Origin of the sequence: Pseudomonas sp. GM55 (genome assembly GCF_000282395.1) — a bacterium.
GTDB classification, from domain to species: Bacteria; Pseudomonadota; Gammaproteobacteria; order Pseudomonadales; family Pseudomonadaceae; genus Aquipseudomonas; species Aquipseudomonas fluorescens_CC.
The window spans coordinates 1-18,062 of sequence record NZ_AKJJ01000010.1; the positions used below are offsets into that span (position 1 = coordinate 1).

An 18,062-nucleotide genomic window follows, 5' to 3' on the forward strand; every position below is an offset into this window, starting at 1 on the left:
CTTCGCCAGCCGGCGTGGCGCGGCCGGCGTTGATCTTTGCCAGCTCAGCCTCATTGACCTGCGGGTGACTGGCCGGGTCATCGCGCAGGTAACGGCGCGCCAGCCAGGCCAGCACCAGGGTGGCAATGCCGGCAATCACGAACGCCAACCGCCAGGAGTCCAGCGAGACAATCAGCCAGGCAATGATCAAGCCGCCAAGGGCCACGCCCAACGGGCTGCCGCTGTCCATCAAGACCGCACCACGACTGCGCTCGCTCGGTGCCAGCCACAGTGAAATAAGCTTGCCGCCCGACGGGAACAGCGGTGCTTCGGCGGCGCCCAGTGCAACCCGGGCAAACAGTAATGACAGGCCGCCGGTAGCAAACGCCGCCAGCACCTGAAACGTGCCCCACAACCCGGTGGACCAACTGATGACCCGATGCGGACCATAGCGATCGATCAACCAGCCGCCAGGAATCTGCAACAACGCGTAGGCCCAGAAAAAGCTGCTGAGGATCAGCCCTTGCAGGCTCGGCGACAGGGCGAACTCATGGGCGATGGTCGGCATTGCGATGGACAGCGACACCCGGTCGATCAGGTTGACCATGGTCAACGCGAAGATGATCGCGAAGATCCGCCAGCGCACGCTGCTGGCCTTGCCGATGCGGGTCTGCGCGGGTGCTGCGGCCTGGGGCGGGATGACTTCGCCGTTCAGGTTCAGGGATGCACTGGAACGAGCCATGGTGCGTACCTCTTTTATTATTTTTGTCGGGACAGCAGCGCCGCGTCCTCGCGGCGTTTGTGAGCACTATCGAAGGCCCGGTGATAACCGTCTAATCAAAACTTGAAATCAGGCGATAGCCTCGGGTTATGTCATGCGTGACTTTCACTGACCTTTCAATGGATGGCGCCTACTTGGGCTTTTCTCGAACACCGCTCTGGAACGCAGGTTTCATTGGCATGAAAAATTCTGCCAACTGCCTGCTATAACCCCAGGCTATCGGTGTATGTATTGTTTTGACTAGACGCCACGCCCGCAGCTTCACACACTCAGCCCAGGCTTGCGGCTTCACCGCGCAGACAAGTCGCTCATAACAATTACAAAAACACAAAACGAGGCTCTTCCATCATGCGAAATGCATTCGTCCGTCGCACATCCCGTCTGTTTCTCGGTTGCACCCTGATCGCCGCCAGCGCCCTCCCCGCTCTCGCTCATGCCGCCTGGCAACCGGACAAAAATGTCGAAATCGTCGTCGCCGGTGGTCCCGGTGGCGGCACCGACCAGCTTGGTCGCCTGATCCAGTCGATCATCACCACGCACAAGTTGCTCGACGTGAACACCATCGTCCTGAACAAGGGCGGTGGCAACGGCGCCGAAGCCTTTCTCGACCTGAAAATGAGCAAGGGCGACGCCGACAAACTGGTGATCGGCACCAACAACATCTACCTGCTGCCCCTGGTGTCCAAGCTCGGCTACGAATGGCAGGAACTGACCCCGATTGCTGCCGTGGCCGAGGATGACTTCATTCTCTGGAGCTACAAAGGTGCGCCGTGGAAAGACGCGAAAAGCTTCTACGAAGCGGTCAAGGCCGACCCGTCGAACCTGCGCATGGGCGGCAGCCAGTCCAAGGACGTCGACCAGACCCTGACCCTGCTGCTGAACCAGACCAACAACAGCAAACTGGTGTACATCCCGTTCAAGAGCGGCAGCGAGGCCGCGACCCAACTGGCCGGCAAGCACATCGCCGCCAATGTCAACAATCCCAGCGAAAGCATCAGCCAGTGGCGTGGCGATCAAGTCGAGCCGCTGTGCGTATTCAGTAAAGAGCGCATGGGCTATACCGACAAAGTCGCCGGCGACAAATCCTGGGCCGACGTGCCGACCTGCCACGAACAAGGCCTGGGCATCGATCAGTATCGCTTCCCGCGCACCGTGTTCATGCCCGGTGACGTCACTGCCGAACAGCGTGCGTTCTATGTCGACCTGATGCGCAAAGTCACCCAGACCGACGAGTTCAAAGCCTACGTCAAGCAGAACGCCTTGGTGCCGACCTTCCTTGAAGGCGAGCCGCTGACCGCCTACATCGAACAGGACACCGCCCGCGTTACACCGGTGTTCAAGGAAGCCGGCTGGCTGAAGAACTAAAGTCGTCGCGGCCGCTCGCCTGCGGACGGCCGCGACCCGCTGGAGGTATTTTCATGTCCCATTCTTCGGATTCACCGGCGCTGGTCGGCACCCGCTGGGTCGAACTCGGCCTGGCACTGTTCACCACCCTGATCGGCGCGGTGGTGATGTACGGCAGCGTCGAACAAGGCATCGGCTGGGGTGATGCCGGCCCCGAGCCGGGTTACTTTCCTTTCTACATCGGCCTGCTGCTGTGCGCCGCGAGCATCGCCAACGGTGTGTTGGCCCTGGTGCGCTGGCAAGCCTTGAGCGTGGCCTTCGTCAGTCGCGATGCGTTCAGGCAAGTGTTGTCGGTGTTCGTGCCGATTGCGCTGTTCGTCGGCGCCATGCCCTTTACCGGCATCTACCTCGCTTCGGCGGCGTTCATTGCCTGGTTCATGTGGCGTGACAAGGTCCGCGTCAAGCCTTACGGCAAATGGATGATCGGCAGCGTGTCCCTGGGCGCGGTGCTAGCCAGTTACCTGATTTTCGCGCTGTGGTTCAAAGTGCCGCTGGATGCCGGCCCGATGGGCGACTGGATTGCCCTGGCCGGGAGAACCTTCAAATGAGCGAGTTCGATTCCCTGCTGCAAGGCATGAACCTGATCCTCACGCCGGGCCATATCGGCCTGATGGTGATCGGCGTGCTGCTGGGTATTCTGGTCGGCGTACTGCCCGGCCTCGGTGCCCCCAATGGCGTGGCGTTGCTGCTGCCGCTGACGTTCACCATGTCGCCGGTGTCGGCGATCATCCTGTTGTCCTGCATGTATTGGGGCGCGCTGTTCGGCGGTTCGATCACCTCGATCCTGTTCAATATTCCCGGTGAACCCTCATCGGTGGCGACCACCTTCGACGGCTACCCGATGGCCCGCGAAGGTCGTGCCGCCGAAGCCCTGACCGCCGCGTTCAGCTCGGCCCTGATCGGCGCCCTGTGCGGTGTATTGCTGCTGACGTTCCTGTCGACGCGGATTGCCCAGTTCGCCATGTCCTTCAGTTCGCCAGAGTTCTTCGCGGTGTACCTGTTGGCGTTCTGCACCTTCATCGGCATGAGCAAGAACCCGCCGCTGAAAACCGTGGTGGCGATGATGATCGGTTTCGCCATGGCCGCCATCGGCATGGACACCGTATCGGGCAACCTGCGCCTGACCTTCGACCAGCCGATCCTGATGACCGGCATCAGTTTTGAAGTGGCGGTGATCGGTCTGTTCGGCATCGGTGAAATTCTTTGCACCGTCGAGGAGGGCCTGGTGTTCCGTGGCGAGCATGCGCGGATCACGCCGATGGTTATCCTGCGCACCTGGGCCAAATTGCCGCGTTACTGGTGGACGATTGTGCGCAGCACCCTGGTCGGTTGCTGGATGGGCATCACCCCTGGCGGGCCGACGGCCGCATCGTTCATGAGCTACAGCCTGGCGCGGCGTTTCTCGAAGAACCGCGACAACTTCGGCAAGGGTGAAATCGAAGGCGTGATCGCCCCGGAAACCGCCGACCACGCGGCCGGCACCAGTGCCCTGTTGCCGATGCTGACCCTGGGCATTCCCGGTTCGGCAACCGCTGCGGTGATGCTCGGTGGCCTGATGATCTGGGGCCTGCACCCGGGGCCGACGCTGTTTGTCGAGCAACACGATTTTGTCTGGGGCCTGATCGCCAGCATGTACCTGGGCAACGTAGTGAGCCTGATCGTGGTGCTGGCTACGGTGCCGCTGTTCGCCTCGATCCTGCGCATTCCGTTCTCGATCATCGCGCCGATCATCATCATGGTCTGTGCCATCGGTGCCTACTCGGTGCACAACGCGTTCTTCGACGTGGTGCTGATGCTGGGCTTCGGCGCGCTGGGCTATCTGTTCAAGAAACTCGGCTACCCGATTGCGCCGCTGGTGTTGGCGGCGGTGCTGGGCGACAAGGCGGAAGATGCGTTTCGCCAGTCGATGCTGTTCTCCGACGGGCACCTGGGGATTTTCTGGTCCAACCCGTTGGTGGGCAGCCTGACCACGGCGGCGCTGCTGATGCTGTTCTGGCCGTTGATTGCCAAAGCGCTGCAAACCCTGATCGGCCTGCGTAAATCCCATGTCGCCAAGGCAAAATCGGTGCTGTGACACGGCAATGCTGGCAACGCCTGGCATTTGTTGTCAGGCTTGCCGCAGTCTTTCTTGCGAGTCGAGCCCATGACCCGAACTCCTGATGTTCGAATTCCAGAAGCCAATGTGATCCACAGTCGACTGCGCCTGCGCCAACTGCGGTTGATGCTGGCGTTGCAGGAGTTCGGCTCGTTGCGCCGAGCCGCCGACCACATCGGCATGACCCAACCGGCCGCGACCAAAATGCTCCACGAAGCCGAGGACCTGTTGGGCGTCGAACTGTTCGAACGCCTGCCTCGGGGCATGCGCTCTACCCCGTTCGGGGAAACCGTCATTTACTACGCGCGCATGGTGTTTGCCGAACTCAGCGGCATGCGTGAAGAGCTGGTCGCACTCGAATCCGGCAATCTTGGCCGGGTCGCGGTCGGGGCCATTCCGGCGCTGGCTTCGGGGCTGCTCACGCGCACCATCGCCACCTTGAAACAAAGCCATCCACGCTTGTCGATGAGTATTCAGGTCGACACCAGCGACGTGCTGGTGCAGGCACTTTTACAGGATCAACTGGATATCGTGCTGGGGCGGATTCCGGCCGGCGCCCGGGCGGAGGAGTTGCTGTTCGACAGCCTTGGCGAGGAAGCGCTGTGCGTGATTTCCGGTGCGCAGAATCCACTGGCCAAAGCCACCCAACTGAGCTGGGCCGAACTGCAGAACATGACCTGGGTGCTGCAACAGCAGCCCAGCCCGATGCGCGCGATCATCAATCAGGTGTTCCACAACGCGCGGGTCGATATTCCCAGCAGCATCGTCGAAACCACATCGATCATGACCTTGCTGTCGTTGATTCAGCAGACCGACATGCTCGGCGTCACGCCGTTGTCGGTGGTCGAGGATTACCCTGGCCGCGATTTGCTCGCGGTGCTGCCAATCAAGTTCGAGGCCCGGCTGCCCCCCTTCGGGCTGATCACCCGGCGCCATCGCATTCAGTCGTCGGCAATGCAGGCATTCATGAATTCGGTGCGGGCCGAGCACGCACTGGCCAAATGAAAAAGGCCCGGAGCATGGCTCCGGGCCTTTACGGGTTTGCACGCAATTACGCGGTTTTACGGAACACAAACACCAGACCGACGATGATCAACAGCATGCCGAACAGGCTCAACATCGCCAGGCGATTGCCGAAGATCAGATAGTCCATCACCGCCGTTACCGCCGGCACCAGGTAAAACAGGCTGGTGACGTTCACCAGATTGCCTCGAGCGATCAAGCGGTACAGCAACAACGTCGCCAGCACCGACACCACCAGCCCCATCCAAAGTACCGGCAGGATGAAACCGCTGCTGTGTTCGAAGTGAAACGGCTGGAAAGGTACGAAAACCCCGCACAACAACAGCCCGGCCAGATACTGCACCGGCAGCGTGCCAAGGGGATTGTCGGTGATGCGTTTCTGCATGATCGAACCGAACGTCATGCTCGCCAGCGCCAGTAAACCGAAAAGCATCCCGGCCAGCGACATCCCGGCCAGCCCGATGCCCTGATAGACCACCATGATCAACCCGGTCAGCCCCAGGGCCAGACCGAGCATCCGGCTCCAGGAGCGCTGACGCTCCATCAGCATCACGGTGAGGATCGGCTGCACACCCATGATGGTCGCCATCACCCCGGGCGTGACCTTAAGGTCGAGGGCCAGCAGATAGAAAATCTGATAAGCCCCCAACAACACCACGCCGGTGGCCATCGCATACAGCATCGGTTTGCCACCCTTGGGCAACTTCAGCTGGAGCAACGGCACCAGCAACACCAGGCCGCAGAGCGCGATGACGAAACGGAACATCAGGAAGGCAAAGGGTGACGCGTGGGCCAGCCCCCATTTGGAGAAAATCGCCCCGCTGCTCCACAGCAGAACGAACAGGCTCGTGGAGGCCGCCGCGAGCGCGGACTTTTTCGAAAGGACAAACATGAATACCACCTGTAGTCAGGCAAAAAGCCAACTCAGCCGAAGCTGAAATTCAGTCGTTTTTTTCAGGCAGGCAGGGGAACAGCAGAAAGCAGCTGATCAGCCCGAAATGCCAACGCCTGGCGGCGAGACCACCGCGCACACTGGCGTGCGACTGACAGGAGGGGGGTAATGACTGATCTGCCCGGGCTGCTGATTCCCGCACGGCACGACGCCAGCGTTGACCGCTGAATCGACTACCGCGTTGATGAGGGATGCAGGCATTGGGCTGATCTTTGCTCGAGGGATAAAAAAGTGAGTCCGAAACTCACCGTGCGCCGACTATAACCAGCGTTCGACATGGATTGCAACGACTTGACCAAAAGGCCAGTAACGACAGTCGGCAGAGTCCGCATTGTGCAGTTTGGGGCCGCTCTGGACTCCGTGAAGAACCATAAAAAAACCGCTCACAACAAGCGGTTTTTTTGTTTCCGAGAGCGCATGTCAGCCAAACAGCCAATACCCCAACAACGTCAGCACCGCCACCGCCAGTACTGGGCGTAGTACACGGTAGGCCTTGGGATTGCGCCGCTTCCATTGCTTGACCAAACCACTGAATTTATCGCTGGAGTTCTTGCTCCAGGCATAGACCTGGTTGATCCCGCCCACACGCTCGTCGTCCAGATTCTGCGGGGCCGTGGCGCGACCCAGCCAGGCGCTGATACTGCGATTGATGCGGGTCATGAAGCGATTGTTCAGTGGGCGCTCAATATCGCAGAACAGGATGACCCGGGTCTTTTCCGTTTCATTCTTGACCCAGTGCACGTAGGTCTCATCGAACATCACGTCCTCGCCATCGCGCCAGGCGTAAACCTGCCCGTCGACAAAGATGCGGCAATCATCGGAATTGGGGGTGGACAGGCCCAAGTGATAACGCAAGGAACCGGCAAACGGATCGCGATGCGGATTGAGATGGCTACCACCCGGCAGCAGCGCAAACATGGCGCCTTTGACGTTGGGAATACTGCTGACCAACTCCACGGTTCTCGGGCACAAGGCTGCGGCGGAAGGCAGCGGCTTGTCATACCACTTGAGATAGAAACGCTTCCAGCCCTTCTTGAAGAACGAGCCAAAACCGGCATCGTTGTTCTTCGCCGCCGCACGGATATACCCCTCGTCGAACAAGTGCATCGCTTCGTCGCGAATCACCTCCCAGTTGTCCTTGAGCACATCCAGTTCCGGGAACTTGCTGCGATCCAGGTACGGTTTCGAAGGCACACCGGAAAACAGGTACATCAAGGCGTTATAGGGGGCGAACAGTGCCGAATGGTTCACGAACTGACGCAAAACCGGCAGACGCGCCTTGCCGCGTAAATGCACATAGAGGGTGCTGCCGAGAAACAGCAGCAACAACGAGGCCTTCGCGGCAAACGATAAAGTCATCAACAACTCCTTTGAAGATAAGCAACACGTGCGCCACGTCCATTGCCCGACATGGCTGCTGGCATGATAAACACTACCGACCCGATGAAAAACCTGCACTTTTCAACATTCAATGTTAATGAATGTGCAACAAAGCATTTCTTAACATAAAACGCCTGAACGCGGGCTGATGCAGATCACCAATGTTCAGTACTTACTGCTGATTCTCCTGTTCGGTGAACAGATCACTGAACAGCATGCTCGACAGGTAACGCTCACCGGAATCCGGCAGGATCACGACGATGGTCTTGCCCTGCATTTCCGGGGTCTCCGCCAATCTTACGGCCACTGCCATGGCGGCGCCGCAGGAAATCCCGCACAAAATTCCTTCTTCCTGCATCAAGCGCAAGGCCATGGCCTTGGACTCTTCGTCGCTGACCAGCTCCACCCGATCGACCATCGACAAATCGAGGTTCTTGGGCACAAAACCGGCACCGATGCCCTGGATCTTGTGCGGGCTCGGCTTGATTTCTTCACCGGCCAGGGCCTGGGTGATCACCGGCGACACCGCTGGCTCTACCGCCACCGAGAGTATCGGCTTGCCCTGGGTATTCTTGATATACCGTGAAACTCCGGTGATGGTTCCGCCGGTTCCGACGCCTGCCACCAGCACGTCGACCGCGCCATCGGTATCGTTCCAGATTTCCGGGCCGGTGGTTTTTTCGTGGATGGCCGGGTTGGCCGGGTTGTCGAATTGAGCCGGCATAAAGTACTTCGACGGGTCGCCGGCAACAATTTCACCGGCTTTCTCGATGGCGCCCTTCATGCCTTTGGCCGGCTCGGTCAGCACCAGTTCGGCACCCAGTGCCTTGAGCACCTTGCGGCGTTCGATACTCATGGACGCCGGCATGGTCAGCATCAGTTTGTAGCCACGGGCGGCAGCCACGAAGGCCAGGCCGATGCCGGTATTGCCGGAGGTGGGTTCGACGATGGTCATGCCCGGCTTGAGTTTGCCGCTGCTCTCGGCATCCCAGATCATGTTCGCGCCGATCCGGCACTTGACCGAGTAACCGGGGTTGCGCCCTTCGATCTTGGCCAGAATGGTCACACCACGCGGCGCAATGCGATTGATCTGCACCAGCGGCGTGTTGCCGATGGAGTGGGCGTTGTCAGCGAAAATGCGGCTCATGGCTGGGTCCTTAACGACAGCATTGAAATAGGGCATCAAGGTAAGCCTCTTGCCCGCAGGCGTCCAGTCAGGTCGGACGGCCGCTTATCAGTGCGGTCTATGGCTTTGGATCGCCAGAGACATGCCACCATTCCAGCTTTTTTTGCAGATTTTACGCAATGGATTCGTCAAGGCACCCAATGCGCGGTATGAACGGCCCAAGCCGGATACTGGATGGAGTCACCAAGTGACGCACCATTCAGAGACTGAATAAGCCGTCTGCGTTCACAGTCGACCGGACACCGCGTTATAGTCGGGGCTGACTCTTTTATTGCGCCCCGCCCTGCCGCGTTCAGGTCGGCGTTACCGTTCGAGGATTAGCAGATGAAGTTCGAAGGCACCCAGGCCTACGTCGCCACCGATGACCTGAAGCTGGCGGTCAACGCCGCCATCACCCTGGAGCGGCCGCTGCTGGTCAAGGGTGAACCGGGCACCGGCAAGACCATGCTCGCCGAGCAACTGGCCGAATCCTTTGGCGCCAAGCTGATCACCTGGCACATCAAGTCCACCACCAAGGCTCACCAGGGCCTGTACGAGTACGACGCGGTCAGCCGCCTGCGCGATTCGCAGCTCGGCACGGAAAAGGTCCACGACGTTCGCAACTACCTGAAAAAGGGCAAGCTCTGGGAAGCCTTCGAATCCGAAGAGCGGGTGATCCTGCTGATCGACGAAATTGACAAGGCCGATATCGAATTCCCGAACGACCTGCTGCAAGAACTCGACAAGATGGAGTTCTACGTTTACGAGATCGACGAGACCATCAAGGCGAAGAAACGCCCGATCATCATCATTACCTCCAACAACGAAAAAGAGCTGCCTGACGCCTTCCTGCGTCGCTGCTTCTTCCACTACATCGCGTTCCCGGATCGCACCACGATGCAACGGATCGTCGACGTGCACTACCCGGACATCAAGAAAGACCTGGTCAGCGAAGCGCTGGACGTGTTCTTCGACGTGCGCAAGGTGCCGGGCCTGAAGAAGAAGCCTTCAACCTCCGAGCTGGTGGACTGGCTGAAGCTGCTGATGGCCGACAACATTGGCGAAGCGGTCCTGCGCGAGCGCGATCCGACCAAGGCCATCCCGCCGCTGGCCGGTGCGCTGGTGAAAAACGAACAGGACGTGCAACTGCTGGAGCGTCTGGCGTTCATGAGCCGTCGCGGCACCCGCTAAGAGGCTGATGCCATGCTGCTCAACCTGTTCAATGAAATGCGCGCAGCCAAGGTACCGGTCTCGGTGCGTGAGCTGCTGGACCTGATCAACGCGCTGAAACAGCGCGTGACCTTCGCCGACATGGACGAGTTCTATTACCTGTCCCGGGCGATCCTGGTGAAGGACGAAAAGCATTTCGACAAGTTCGACCGAGCCTTCGGTGCCTACTTCAATGGCCTGGAAAAACTCGACGACCACCTGCAGGCACTGATTCCGGAAGACTGGTTGCGCAAGGAGTTCGAACGCTCGCTGACCGATGAAGAACGGGCGGCGATCCAGTCCCTCGGTGGCCTGGACAAGCTGATCGAAGAGTTCAAGAAACGCCTGGAAGAACAGAAGGAACGCCACGCCGGTGGCAACAAGTGGATCGGCACCGGTGGTACCAGCCCGTTCGGCTCCGGGGGGTTCAATCCGGAAGGCATTCGGGTCGGCGACGCCGGCAAGCGCCAGGGAAGAGCCGCCAAGGTCTGGGACCAGCGCGAATACAAGAACCTCGACGATTCGGTCGAACTGGGCACCCGCAACATCAAGGTCGCCCTGCGCCGCCTGCGCAAGTTCGCCCGTCAGGGCGCGGCGGAAGAGCTGGACATCGATGGCACCATCGATCACACCGCCAAGGATGCGGGGTTGCTGAACATCCAGATGCGGCCGGAGCGGCGTAACACCGTCAAGCTGTTGCTGCTGTTCGACATCGGCGGTTCGATGGACGCCCACGTGAAGATTTGCGAGGAGTTGTTCTCGGCCTGCAAGACCGAGTTCAAGCATCTGGAGTACTTCTACTTCCACAACTTCATTTATGAATCGGTGTGGAAAAACAACATGCGCCGTACCTCCGAGCGCACCTCGACCATGGACCTGCTGCACAAATACGGCGCCGACTACAAAGTGATCTTCATCGGTGACGCTGCGATGGCCCCCTACGAAATCACCCAGCCGGGCGGCAGTGTCGAGCACTGGAACGAAGAAGCCGGTTACGTGTGGATGCAGCGGTTCAAGGAGAAGTACAAGAAGCTCATCTGGATCAACCCGTATCCGAAAGATACCTGGGGCTATACCTCGTCGACCAATATCGTGCGGGACTTGATTGAAGACCAGATGTATCCGCTGACGTTGCGTGGGTTGGAGGAAGGGATGCGGTTTCTTTCCAAGTAACCTCTCCTCTCTGTAGGAGCTGGCTTGCCAGCGAAGGCAGTCTTGATCCGTGTAGCGATAGATCAAACGCCTTCGCTGGCAAGCCAGCTCCTACAAGGGTCACCTAAAGCGCTGCAAATACTCGATCTGTTCGTGATGCGCCACATCCTGCACCACCGGTCGCAACCGCACCTTCGCCCCTGGCAAACATTGCGCCAACCGCGCCAGCGCCAGCGGCGTCAACGCTCCCAGACGCGGATAACCGCCAATGGTCTGCCGATCATTGAGCAGCACGATCGGCTGCCCGTCCGGCGGCACCTGCACGGCCCCCAACGGGATACCTTCGGAAATCATCGGTTTTCCCTGGTATTGCAACGCCGTACCCAACAGGCGAATGCCCATTCGGTCGGCGCGACTGTCGAGGTTCCACACGCTGTTGAACGCATCGAACAGGCTCTGCCCGCTGAACTCGCCAATCTGTGCACCAAGGACCAGATCCAACACCGGGTTGCCGGTGAAATCCGGCACGCATTCGCCCGACAATTCCCGCAGCAACATCACAGAATTGCCCGAATAGCTCAAACACGCGCCTTTGCCCAGCGCATGGCCCATTCCGTCCAGGCCGCCAAGCTCCTCACGGACCACCGTCGCGCTACTGCCCAATACTTTCGGTGCATCAAACCCACCCGGCGCCGCCAGATAGGCCCGGGCGCCGAGCAACGGTTGAGTGAATTGCAGACGCTGACCTTTGTGCAGCCTGAAACTGCGCCACGGTGCCAGCGCCTCGCCGTCCACCTGCGCGCCCAGATCCGCTCCGGCCAAGGCCAGCACGCAGTCTTCCTCGGCCACGACGGTGAACCCGCCGAGGGTGATTTCGATCACCGGCGCATCCAGTCCGTTGCCCAACAGCCAGTTGGCCCAAGACATCGAACGCCAATCGGCCGCTCCACCCTGGGTCACGCCCAGATGCCGCACGCCGAATCGACCGGCATCCTGCAACAGGCACAGCGCCGTGCTTGCTTCAATCATCAGACGGCTCATGCCAGGGCCTCCAGTGGCGAATCGTCACCGCCCAGGTTAATGAACTCGGCATGGCCGACCGCTTCGAACCGCACGGTGTCGCCGGGTTGCATCAGGCTGTAGCCATCGCGGTTGCGATCGAACAATCTGGCCGGCGTGCGGCCAATCAGGTTCCAGCCGCCTGGCGATACCACCGGGTAAGCCGCCGTCTGCCGTTCGGCGATGCCGACACTGCCGGCGGCGACTTTCTTGCGTGGCGTGTTCAGACGCGGCGCGGCGAGCACCTCTTCCACCAGCCCCATGAAGGCGAAGCCCGGCGCAAAACCCAGGGCGAACACCTGATACTCACGCTCGCAGTGACGACGGATCACCTCCTCCACCGCCAATCCGCTGCGCTGCGACAACAGGCTCAACTCCGGTCCGACGCTCAAGTCGTACCACACCGGCAACACATGACAGGTACCGCGAGTACGCGCATTGGGCGACAGATCGATCAGCGCCTGGGCAATCAACTCCCGGGCCTGGGCGGGACTCAGTGCGGTCAAGTCGTAATGCACCATCAATGTGGTGTAGGACGGCACCAGGTCGATCAGATGCGCACCAAATGCCGTGCGCAGACTTTCGCTGGCCGCCAGCATCCACGGCATGTTGGTTTCGGCAATTTCATCGAACAGGCGCACCATCAGACAATCCAGCGCCACCACTTCCACCCGCAGCTTCATGACGCACTCTGCCGGTTCAAGGCTTCACGGATGCGTTGCACGGCAGCGACCGAACTGGCGTTGTCGCCGTGCACGCAAAGGGTGTTGGCCTGCAAATGCAGGGCGCTGCCATCGCTGGCAGTGAGCTGACCGCCACGGGCAATGGTCAGCGCCTGCTCGACGATCTTTTCCGGATCGTGATGCACCGCTCCCGGCAGTTGGCGCGAGACCAGCCTGCCGGCGCTGTCGTAAGCCCGATCGGCGAAGGCCTCGAACCACAGCGTCACGCCGTATTCATCGCCCATTTGTTGGGCAGCGCTGTTGTCTTTGGTTGCCATCAGCATCAATGGCAGATTGCGGTCGTAGGACGCCACGGCTTGCAAGACGGCGCGCAATTGCACCGGGTTGGCCATCATGTCGTTGTACATCGCGCCATGGGGTTTGACGTAACTGACCCGGCCGCCCTGGGCCCGGCAGATGCCGTCGAGGGCACCGATCTGATAATGCAGAATGTCTTGCAGTTCCTGGGCGGCATACGCCATGGAACGGCGGCCGAACCCCACCAGATCCTGATAGGCCGGATGCGCACCAACCTGTACACCGTGGCTGAGGGCCAGGCTGACGGTCTTGCGCATGACGCTCGGGTCGCCGGCGTGAAAACCGCAGGCGATGTTGGCGCAATCGATGAAGGGCATGATTTCTGCGTCCAGACCCATGGTCCAGCTGCCGAAACTCTCGCCGATGTCGCAGTTCAATAGCAGGCGGCTCACACTGAACACTCCTGTTGGCTTTATTCTTTTTTGCTGCGGGACATATCTGTAAGAGAGTCCCGCAGGTTATCAGTTACTGGGCGTCGAGTTGCTTGCCACGGGTTTCCGGCAGGCTTAAGGCCGCGAGGATCACCACGCCATAGGAAACTGCCGCAAAGGCACCGATGCCTACGCTCAGCGGCACGGTCTGGCTGAGCAGTCCGATCAGCAGCGGGAACAACGCCGCCAGCGCCCGGCCGATGTTGTAGCAAAAACCCTGGCCCGAACCGCGAATGCGCGTGGGGAACAATTCGGTCAGGAACGCGCCCATGCCGCTGAAGATCCCCGAGGCGAAGAAGCCCAGCGGAAAGCCCAGCCACAGCATCACGCCGTTGCTGACCGGCAGTTGGGTGTAGAGCAATACGATGGTGAAGGAGCCGACGGCGAACAGGATGAAGTTCTTTTTACGTCCGAGGATGTCGGTCAAATAGGCGCTGATGACATAACCGACGTAGGACCCGATGATCACCATCGCCAGATAACCGCTGGTATTGAGTACGCTCAAACCGCGTTCGTTCTTCAGGAAAGTCGGCAACCAGGACGTGATCGCGTAGTAACCGCCCAGCGCGCCGGTGGTCAGCAATGAAGCGCGAATCGTGGTGAAGAGCATGCCGGGGGCGAAGATCTCGTAAAACTTCGACGGGTTGCTCGGTTCCTGTCTGGCTTTGGCTTCACGATAGATTTCCGGGTCCTTGACCAGACGGCGGACGAATATCACGAAGATTGCCGGCACGATGCCGAGGATGAACAGCGCACGCCAGGCGTCTTCCGGTGGCAATACCGAGAACAGCAGCGCATACAGAATCGCCGTCAGCCCCCAACCCAGTGCCCAGCCGGACTGCACCATACCAACGGCCTTGCCACGGTCCTGGGCACGAATCACCTCGCCAATCAGCACCGCACCGGCCGTCCACTCGCCGCCGAAACCGAAGCCCATCAGGGTCCGTGCAATCAGCAGTTGCTCGTAACTCTGGGCAAAGCCGCAGAGGAAGGTGAAGAAGGCAAACCACAGCACCGTCAGTTGCAAGGTGCGCACCCGACCGATGCGGTCGGAGAGAATCCCGGCCACCCAGCCACCGATGGCCGAAGCGATCAGCGTGCTGGTGTGAATCAGCCCGGCCTGGCCGGTGGTGATGCCCCACATGGCAATCAGGGTCGGCACCACGAAGCTGAGCATCTGGGTGTCCATGCCATCCAGGCCATAGCCGATCTTGCAGCTCCAGAAGGTGCGGCGTTCCTGCTGATTGATGTTGCGATACCAGTCGAAAGGTCCCGGGCGGGCCGAGGCTTTCGGAATGACGGTAGTGTCGGGCGCACTCATGGCAAATCTCCGCGCTGATTTTATTGGTATTGTTCTGAGCCCCGACGACGCCTATCGTGGGAACCGGATGCGTCGATTCTTGGACGCGCGCCCCTGCTGCGTCCAACTAATAAAAACCCGCCCTAGACATAAGAAATCTTTATCCCATGAACCTGAAGTTTCTCGAGACCTTTGTCTGGGTCGCCCGACTCAAGAGTTTCCGCCTGACCGCCGACAAGCTCTTCACCACTCAGGCCTCGATTTCCAGCCGCATCGCCGTGCTTGAAAGCGAGCTTGGGGTAAAGCTGTTTCTGCGTGACTCGCGCGGCGTGAGCCTGACACCCGAAGGCCTCAAAGTGCTTGATTACGCCGAGCAGATGATGGACACCATGCAGGCCCTCAAGCAGTCGATCGAAACCCGCTCGAGCAAGGCCGGACGCGTGCGCATCGGCGTGATGGACACGGTGATCCATACCTGGCTCAGCCCGTTGGTGGCGCAGATGACCGATCACTACCCGCTGGTGGAAATCGAACTGGTGGCCGATACCTCGCTCAACCTCTGCGATCAACTGCAAAAAGGCTTTCTCGATGTGATCCTGCAGACCGACCTGCTGCGCCAGGAAAGCGTGCGCAGCCTGGAACTGGCCAGCCACCCCATGGGCTGGATTGTCGCCAGCAATTCCCTGTACAACCGCGAGTATTCAGGCGTCGCCGATCTGGCGAATGAGCGGATCATCACCTACTCGAAAAACTCCCATCCGCATCAGGAAGTGCTGGCCCTGATGCAGGCCAATGGCGTGATGGCACCGAGGCTGAACTGCGTGAATTCGGTGTCGGCGATTACCCGCTTGTTGCGCGATGGCTTCGGTATCGGCGCCTTGCCACCAGTGCTGGTGGCCGAAGAACTGGCGCGCGGCGAATTGACCTTGCTGGACATCGATCAACGACCACCCGACTTGCAGGTAGTGGTGTCCTGGCGGGTGGGCGTTGAGTGGGTCGAGGAGATTGTGACGTTGTGTCAGCAGGTGTTGGAGGAATATGCGCAGAAGGTGGGTGAAGACTACATCCTTTTGCAGCGCTGAACGGCCTCTGTAGGAGCTGGCTTGCCAGCGATGGCGCCGTGCCTGACACACCGCGCCGCCTGAATCGCTGGCAAGCCAGCTCCTACAGGTTCACTTTTACAAGCCGCGCAAATCCCGCTCTTCGATCGGCCGGCTCTGGCGCAGACGCTTACCGCCCAGCACCACCCAGTCAATCAGCCGGAACAGGCATTCCAGGCCAAACGACAGCAGCAAGGCGCCGCTCATGCCCCAGACCATCGCTTCCGGCGTCAACAGGATCTGGTAGCTGTAGCCATTCCAGGTTTCCTTGCGGATGTCCGGATCAGCGGCCAGCACCACTTGCAGGAAGCGGATGTACCACGGTCCTTGCATCGCCTGAAATTGCTTGTCCAGCGCCAGTTGGCGGGTCAGCAGGTTACTCAGGCTGTCGGCGTCGCTGCGAAAGATCGGGTCTTCGCTGGCGCGGTAATGGGCCACCAGGGCCTGCATGTCACCTTTGAAGAACTGATTGGCGGTGTTCTGAAAGCCGCTCAATCCGGCTTGCGCTTCGATCAGATGGGCCTCGACCCGCTTGGCGTAATCGCCGATGAAGCCCGGCACCTGGACACCGATCAACAGGCCCGCCGCAAACAACACCAGCCGTAGATAACTGAGCAACATGCAAGGAATCCTTATTCGGTCGTGCCCTGACTGACGCATTCGCCGCGTCGCCACAGGCTCCATTGACCCGGTTCGTAACGGGTCCAGGTTTCGTTTTCGGTCAGGGGTTCGGTGGCGATGACGGTGACCACATCGTTAGGCGTGGTTTCGGCCTGAAAGTCGACGATCACGTCGACATCTTTCAAGCGTGCCGGGCCAAAGGGTGCGCGACGGGTGATCTGCGCCAGTTTGGTCGAGCAATAGCAGAACAGCCAGTCGCCGTCGCTGAGCAGGCAGTTGAACACACCTTTGCTGCGGTATTCGGCGCAAGCGGCCACCAGATCCGGCAGCAACGCTTCGACCTCGACCGGCTCGGGGAACGCCGCACGCACACGGTTGAGCAAATCGCAGAACGCCGCTTCGCTGTCGGTATCACCCACGGGGCGATAGAAACTGGCCGCGGGCTGAAAGTCCGCCAACTGGCCGTTATGGGCGAAACACCAGTTGCGTCCCCACAGCTCTCGAACGAATGGATGGGTGTTGGACAGGCAGACCTTGCCGACGTTGGCCTGGCGGATGTGCCCGATCACCACTTCGCTCTTGATCGGATAGCGCTGCACCAGGTTCGCGACTTCCGACTCGCAGCTTGCCGCCGGGTCCTGGAACAGCCGCAGCCCCCGGCCTTCATAGAAGGCAATGCCCCAACCATCGCGGTGTGGACCGGTGCGTCCGCCGCGCTGCATCAGCCCGGTGAAGCTGAACACGATATCGGTCGGGACATTGGCACTCATGCCCAATAACTCACACATGCTCGGACTCTCGCTCAATCGCAGGGGCAAGGTTACAAACGGGGTTCGACTCGCATCCGCTGAGGATTGCTCGGCACGGGAGGACGACCGTAACGATCATCGCCGGCACCGCCGAACGGTTGATCATGCTCAGGCTCGTCGGCACGGACGGCGGCTTTGGTGGCAGCCTCACGCTCCTTGCGGGCGTTGGCGGCGCGCTCGATGGGGAAACGGATCGCCACCAGCACCAGATAGAGGCCGAACGCGATCATGCCGTACATGAACAGATCGGATATCGCCCGCCAGGCGTTGTTGCCGACCTTGAACAGCAGGTCGAGTGCAGTAATGGCGACGGCCGGTGCGACTTTTTCCTTGACCGGATCGATGATGGTCGGGCTGAACAGCAACACGGCCATCGCCAGCCGCAGCGGCTCACGCAGCCAACGCCACATCCAGCGGGTCAGGCGCATCCACACCAACAGGCAGCCCAAAGCGGCAAAGGCGTAGAGGCCCCAAGCGATCAGATAGTCGTTCTCGGTCATGGTGTCCATGGCAAGGCAGGCAAAGAGGCGCATATGATAACGGCTTTTCGCCCATCAGGCTG

19 protein-coding genes are annotated in these 18,062 nt (G+C 60.1%); 7 read left to right on the forward strand and 12 right to left on the reverse strand.

Translation table 11 applies throughout. The features are described from left to right. Positions 1–721: MFS transporter (locus PMI31_RS02300; protein ID WP_008015953.1), on the reverse strand; the 721-nt coding region annotated here is incomplete at its 3' end. A gap of 387 nt (positions 722–1,108) precedes the next feature. Between PMI31_RS02300 and PMI31_RS02305 the strand changes: the two genes are divergently transcribed. From PMI31_RS02305 to PMI31_RS02320, 4 genes are all read left to right on the forward strand, one after another. Then, a complete protein-coding gene (locus PMI31_RS02305) occupies positions 1,109–2,125 on the forward strand; it encodes a Bug family tripartite tricarboxylate transporter substrate binding protein (RefSeq protein ID WP_008015954.1) in 1,017 nt (338 codons plus the stop codon). A 53-nt stretch (positions 2,126–2,178) separates the two neighbouring features. After that, positions 2,179–2,712 carry a tripartite tricarboxylate transporter TctB family protein gene (locus PMI31_RS02310; RefSeq protein ID WP_008015955.1) on the forward strand — a complete coding sequence of 178 codons (534 nt, stop codon included), beginning with the start codon at positions 2,179–2,181 and terminating at the stop codon, positions 2,710–2,712. Further along, positions 2,709–4,238, forward strand: coding sequence for a tripartite tricarboxylate transporter permease (locus PMI31_RS02315; protein WP_008015956.1), 1,530 nt, complete (start codon positions 2,709–2,711; stop codon positions 4,236–4,238). The genes PMI31_RS02310 and PMI31_RS02315 overlap by 4 nt, the downstream gene beginning before the upstream one ends. Positions 4,239–4,307: 69 nt before the next feature. After that, positions 4,308–5,264: a LysR family transcriptional regulator gene (locus PMI31_RS02320; protein ID WP_008015957.1), complete on the forward strand. Its 957-nt coding sequence runs from the start codon at positions 4,308–4,310 to the stop codon at positions 5,262–5,264. A 46-nt stretch (positions 5,265–5,310) separates the two neighbouring features. Here PMI31_RS02320 and PMI31_RS02325 read toward each other — a convergent pair whose 3' ends face one another. The 4 genes from PMI31_RS02325 to cysK all read right to left on the reverse strand — a co-directional run bounded on the left by PMI31_RS02325 (position 5,311) and on the right by cysK (position 8,761). Beyond that, positions 5,311–6,174 carry a DMT family transporter gene (locus tag PMI31_RS02325; RefSeq protein WP_008015958.1) on the reverse strand — a complete coding sequence of 288 codons (864 nt, stop codon included), beginning with the start codon at positions 6,172–6,174 and terminating at the stop codon, positions 5,311–5,313. Positions 6,175–6,270: 96 nt separating this feature from the next. Continuing rightward, positions 6,271–6,435 (reverse strand): hypothetical protein, encoded by a 165-nt coding sequence (locus tag PMI31_RS31020; protein ID WP_162842363.1) that lies wholly within the window; start codon positions 6,433–6,435, stop codon positions 6,271–6,273. Positions 6,436–6,654: 219 nt separating this feature from the next. Continuing rightward, positions 6,655–7,593, reverse strand: coding sequence for an aspartyl/asparaginyl beta-hydroxylase domain-containing protein (locus PMI31_RS02330; protein WP_008015959.1), 939 nt, complete (start codon positions 7,591–7,593; stop codon positions 6,655–6,657). Positions 7,594–7,786: 193 nt separating this feature from the next. Continuing rightward, entirely contained in the window at positions 7,787–8,761 is a 975-nt protein-coding gene (cysK, locus tag PMI31_RS02335; protein ID WP_043302149.1) for a cysteine synthase A, read from the reverse strand. A 363-nt stretch (positions 8,762–9,124) separates the two neighbouring features. On the opposite strand from cysK, the gene PMI31_RS02340 reads away from it, so the two are divergent. Then, on the forward strand, positions 9,125–9,970 hold the full coding sequence (locus tag PMI31_RS02340) for an AAA family ATPase (protein WP_008015962.1): 846 nt from the start codon (positions 9,125–9,127) through the stop codon (positions 9,968–9,970). 12 nt (positions 9,971–9,982) lie between these two features. Continuing rightward, positions 9,983–11,161, forward strand: a complete 1,179-nt coding sequence (locus tag PMI31_RS02345; protein ID WP_008015963.1) for a vWA domain-containing protein — start codon at positions 9,983–9,985, stop codon at positions 11,159–11,161. Between the two features lie 99 nt (positions 11,162–11,260). On the opposite strand, the gene PMI31_RS02350 is transcribed toward PMI31_RS02345, so the two are convergent. The 4 genes from PMI31_RS02350 to PMI31_RS02365 all read right to left on the reverse strand — a co-directional run bounded on the left by PMI31_RS02350 (position 11,261) and on the right by PMI31_RS02365 (position 14,991). Next, on the reverse strand, positions 11,261–12,181 hold the full coding sequence (locus tag PMI31_RS02350; protein ID WP_008015964.1) for a biotin-dependent carboxyltransferase family protein: 921 nt from the start codon (positions 12,179–12,181) through the stop codon (positions 11,261–11,263). Next, positions 12,178–12,882, reverse strand: coding sequence for a 5-oxoprolinase subunit B family protein (locus PMI31_RS02355; RefSeq protein ID WP_008015965.1), 705 nt, complete (start codon positions 12,880–12,882; stop codon positions 12,178–12,180). The genes PMI31_RS02350 and PMI31_RS02355 overlap by 4 nt, the downstream gene beginning before the upstream one ends. Continuing rightward, positions 12,879–13,631 carry a 5-oxoprolinase subunit PxpA gene (locus PMI31_RS02360; RefSeq protein ID WP_008015966.1) on the reverse strand — a complete coding sequence of 251 codons (753 nt, stop codon included), beginning with the start codon at positions 13,629–13,631 and terminating at the stop codon, positions 12,879–12,881. The genes PMI31_RS02355 and PMI31_RS02360 overlap by 4 nt, the downstream gene beginning before the upstream one ends. 73 nt (positions 13,632–13,704) lie before the next feature. Continuing rightward, positions 13,705–14,991, reverse strand: a complete 1,287-nt coding sequence (locus tag PMI31_RS02365) for an MFS transporter (RefSeq protein WP_008015968.1) — start codon at positions 14,989–14,991, stop codon at positions 13,705–13,707. A gap of 146 nt (positions 14,992–15,137) precedes the next feature. On the opposite strand from PMI31_RS02365, the gene PMI31_RS02370 reads away from it, so the two are divergent. Continuing rightward, positions 15,138–16,052 carry a LysR family transcriptional regulator gene (locus tag PMI31_RS02370; protein WP_008015969.1) on the forward strand — a complete coding sequence of 305 codons (915 nt, stop codon included), beginning with the start codon at positions 15,138–15,140 and terminating at the stop codon, positions 16,050–16,052. A 96-nt stretch (positions 16,053–16,148) separates the two neighbouring features. On the opposite strand, the gene PMI31_RS02375 is transcribed toward PMI31_RS02370, so the two are convergent. The 3 genes from PMI31_RS02375 to PMI31_RS02385 are packed head-to-tail and all read right to left on the reverse strand — an operon-like array spanning position 16,149 to position 18,009. Then, positions 16,149–16,691, reverse strand: a complete 543-nt coding sequence (locus PMI31_RS02375; RefSeq protein WP_008015970.1) for a DUF2937 family protein — start codon at positions 16,689–16,691, stop codon at positions 16,149–16,151. An 11-nt stretch (positions 16,692–16,702) separates the two neighbouring features. Then, positions 16,703–17,479: a class II glutamine amidotransferase gene (locus tag PMI31_RS02380; RefSeq protein ID WP_008015972.1), complete on the reverse strand. Its 777-nt coding sequence runs from the start codon at positions 17,477–17,479 to the stop codon at positions 16,703–16,705. 32 nt (positions 17,480–17,511) lie between these two features. Beyond that, the gene (locus tag PMI31_RS02385; RefSeq protein ID WP_008015974.1) at positions 17,512–18,009 is read right to left on the reverse strand and encodes a hypothetical protein; all 498 of its coding nucleotides are present in this window, start codon (positions 18,007–18,009) and stop codon (positions 17,512–17,514) included. Between the last annotated feature and the right edge of the window lie 53 nt (positions 18,010–18,062).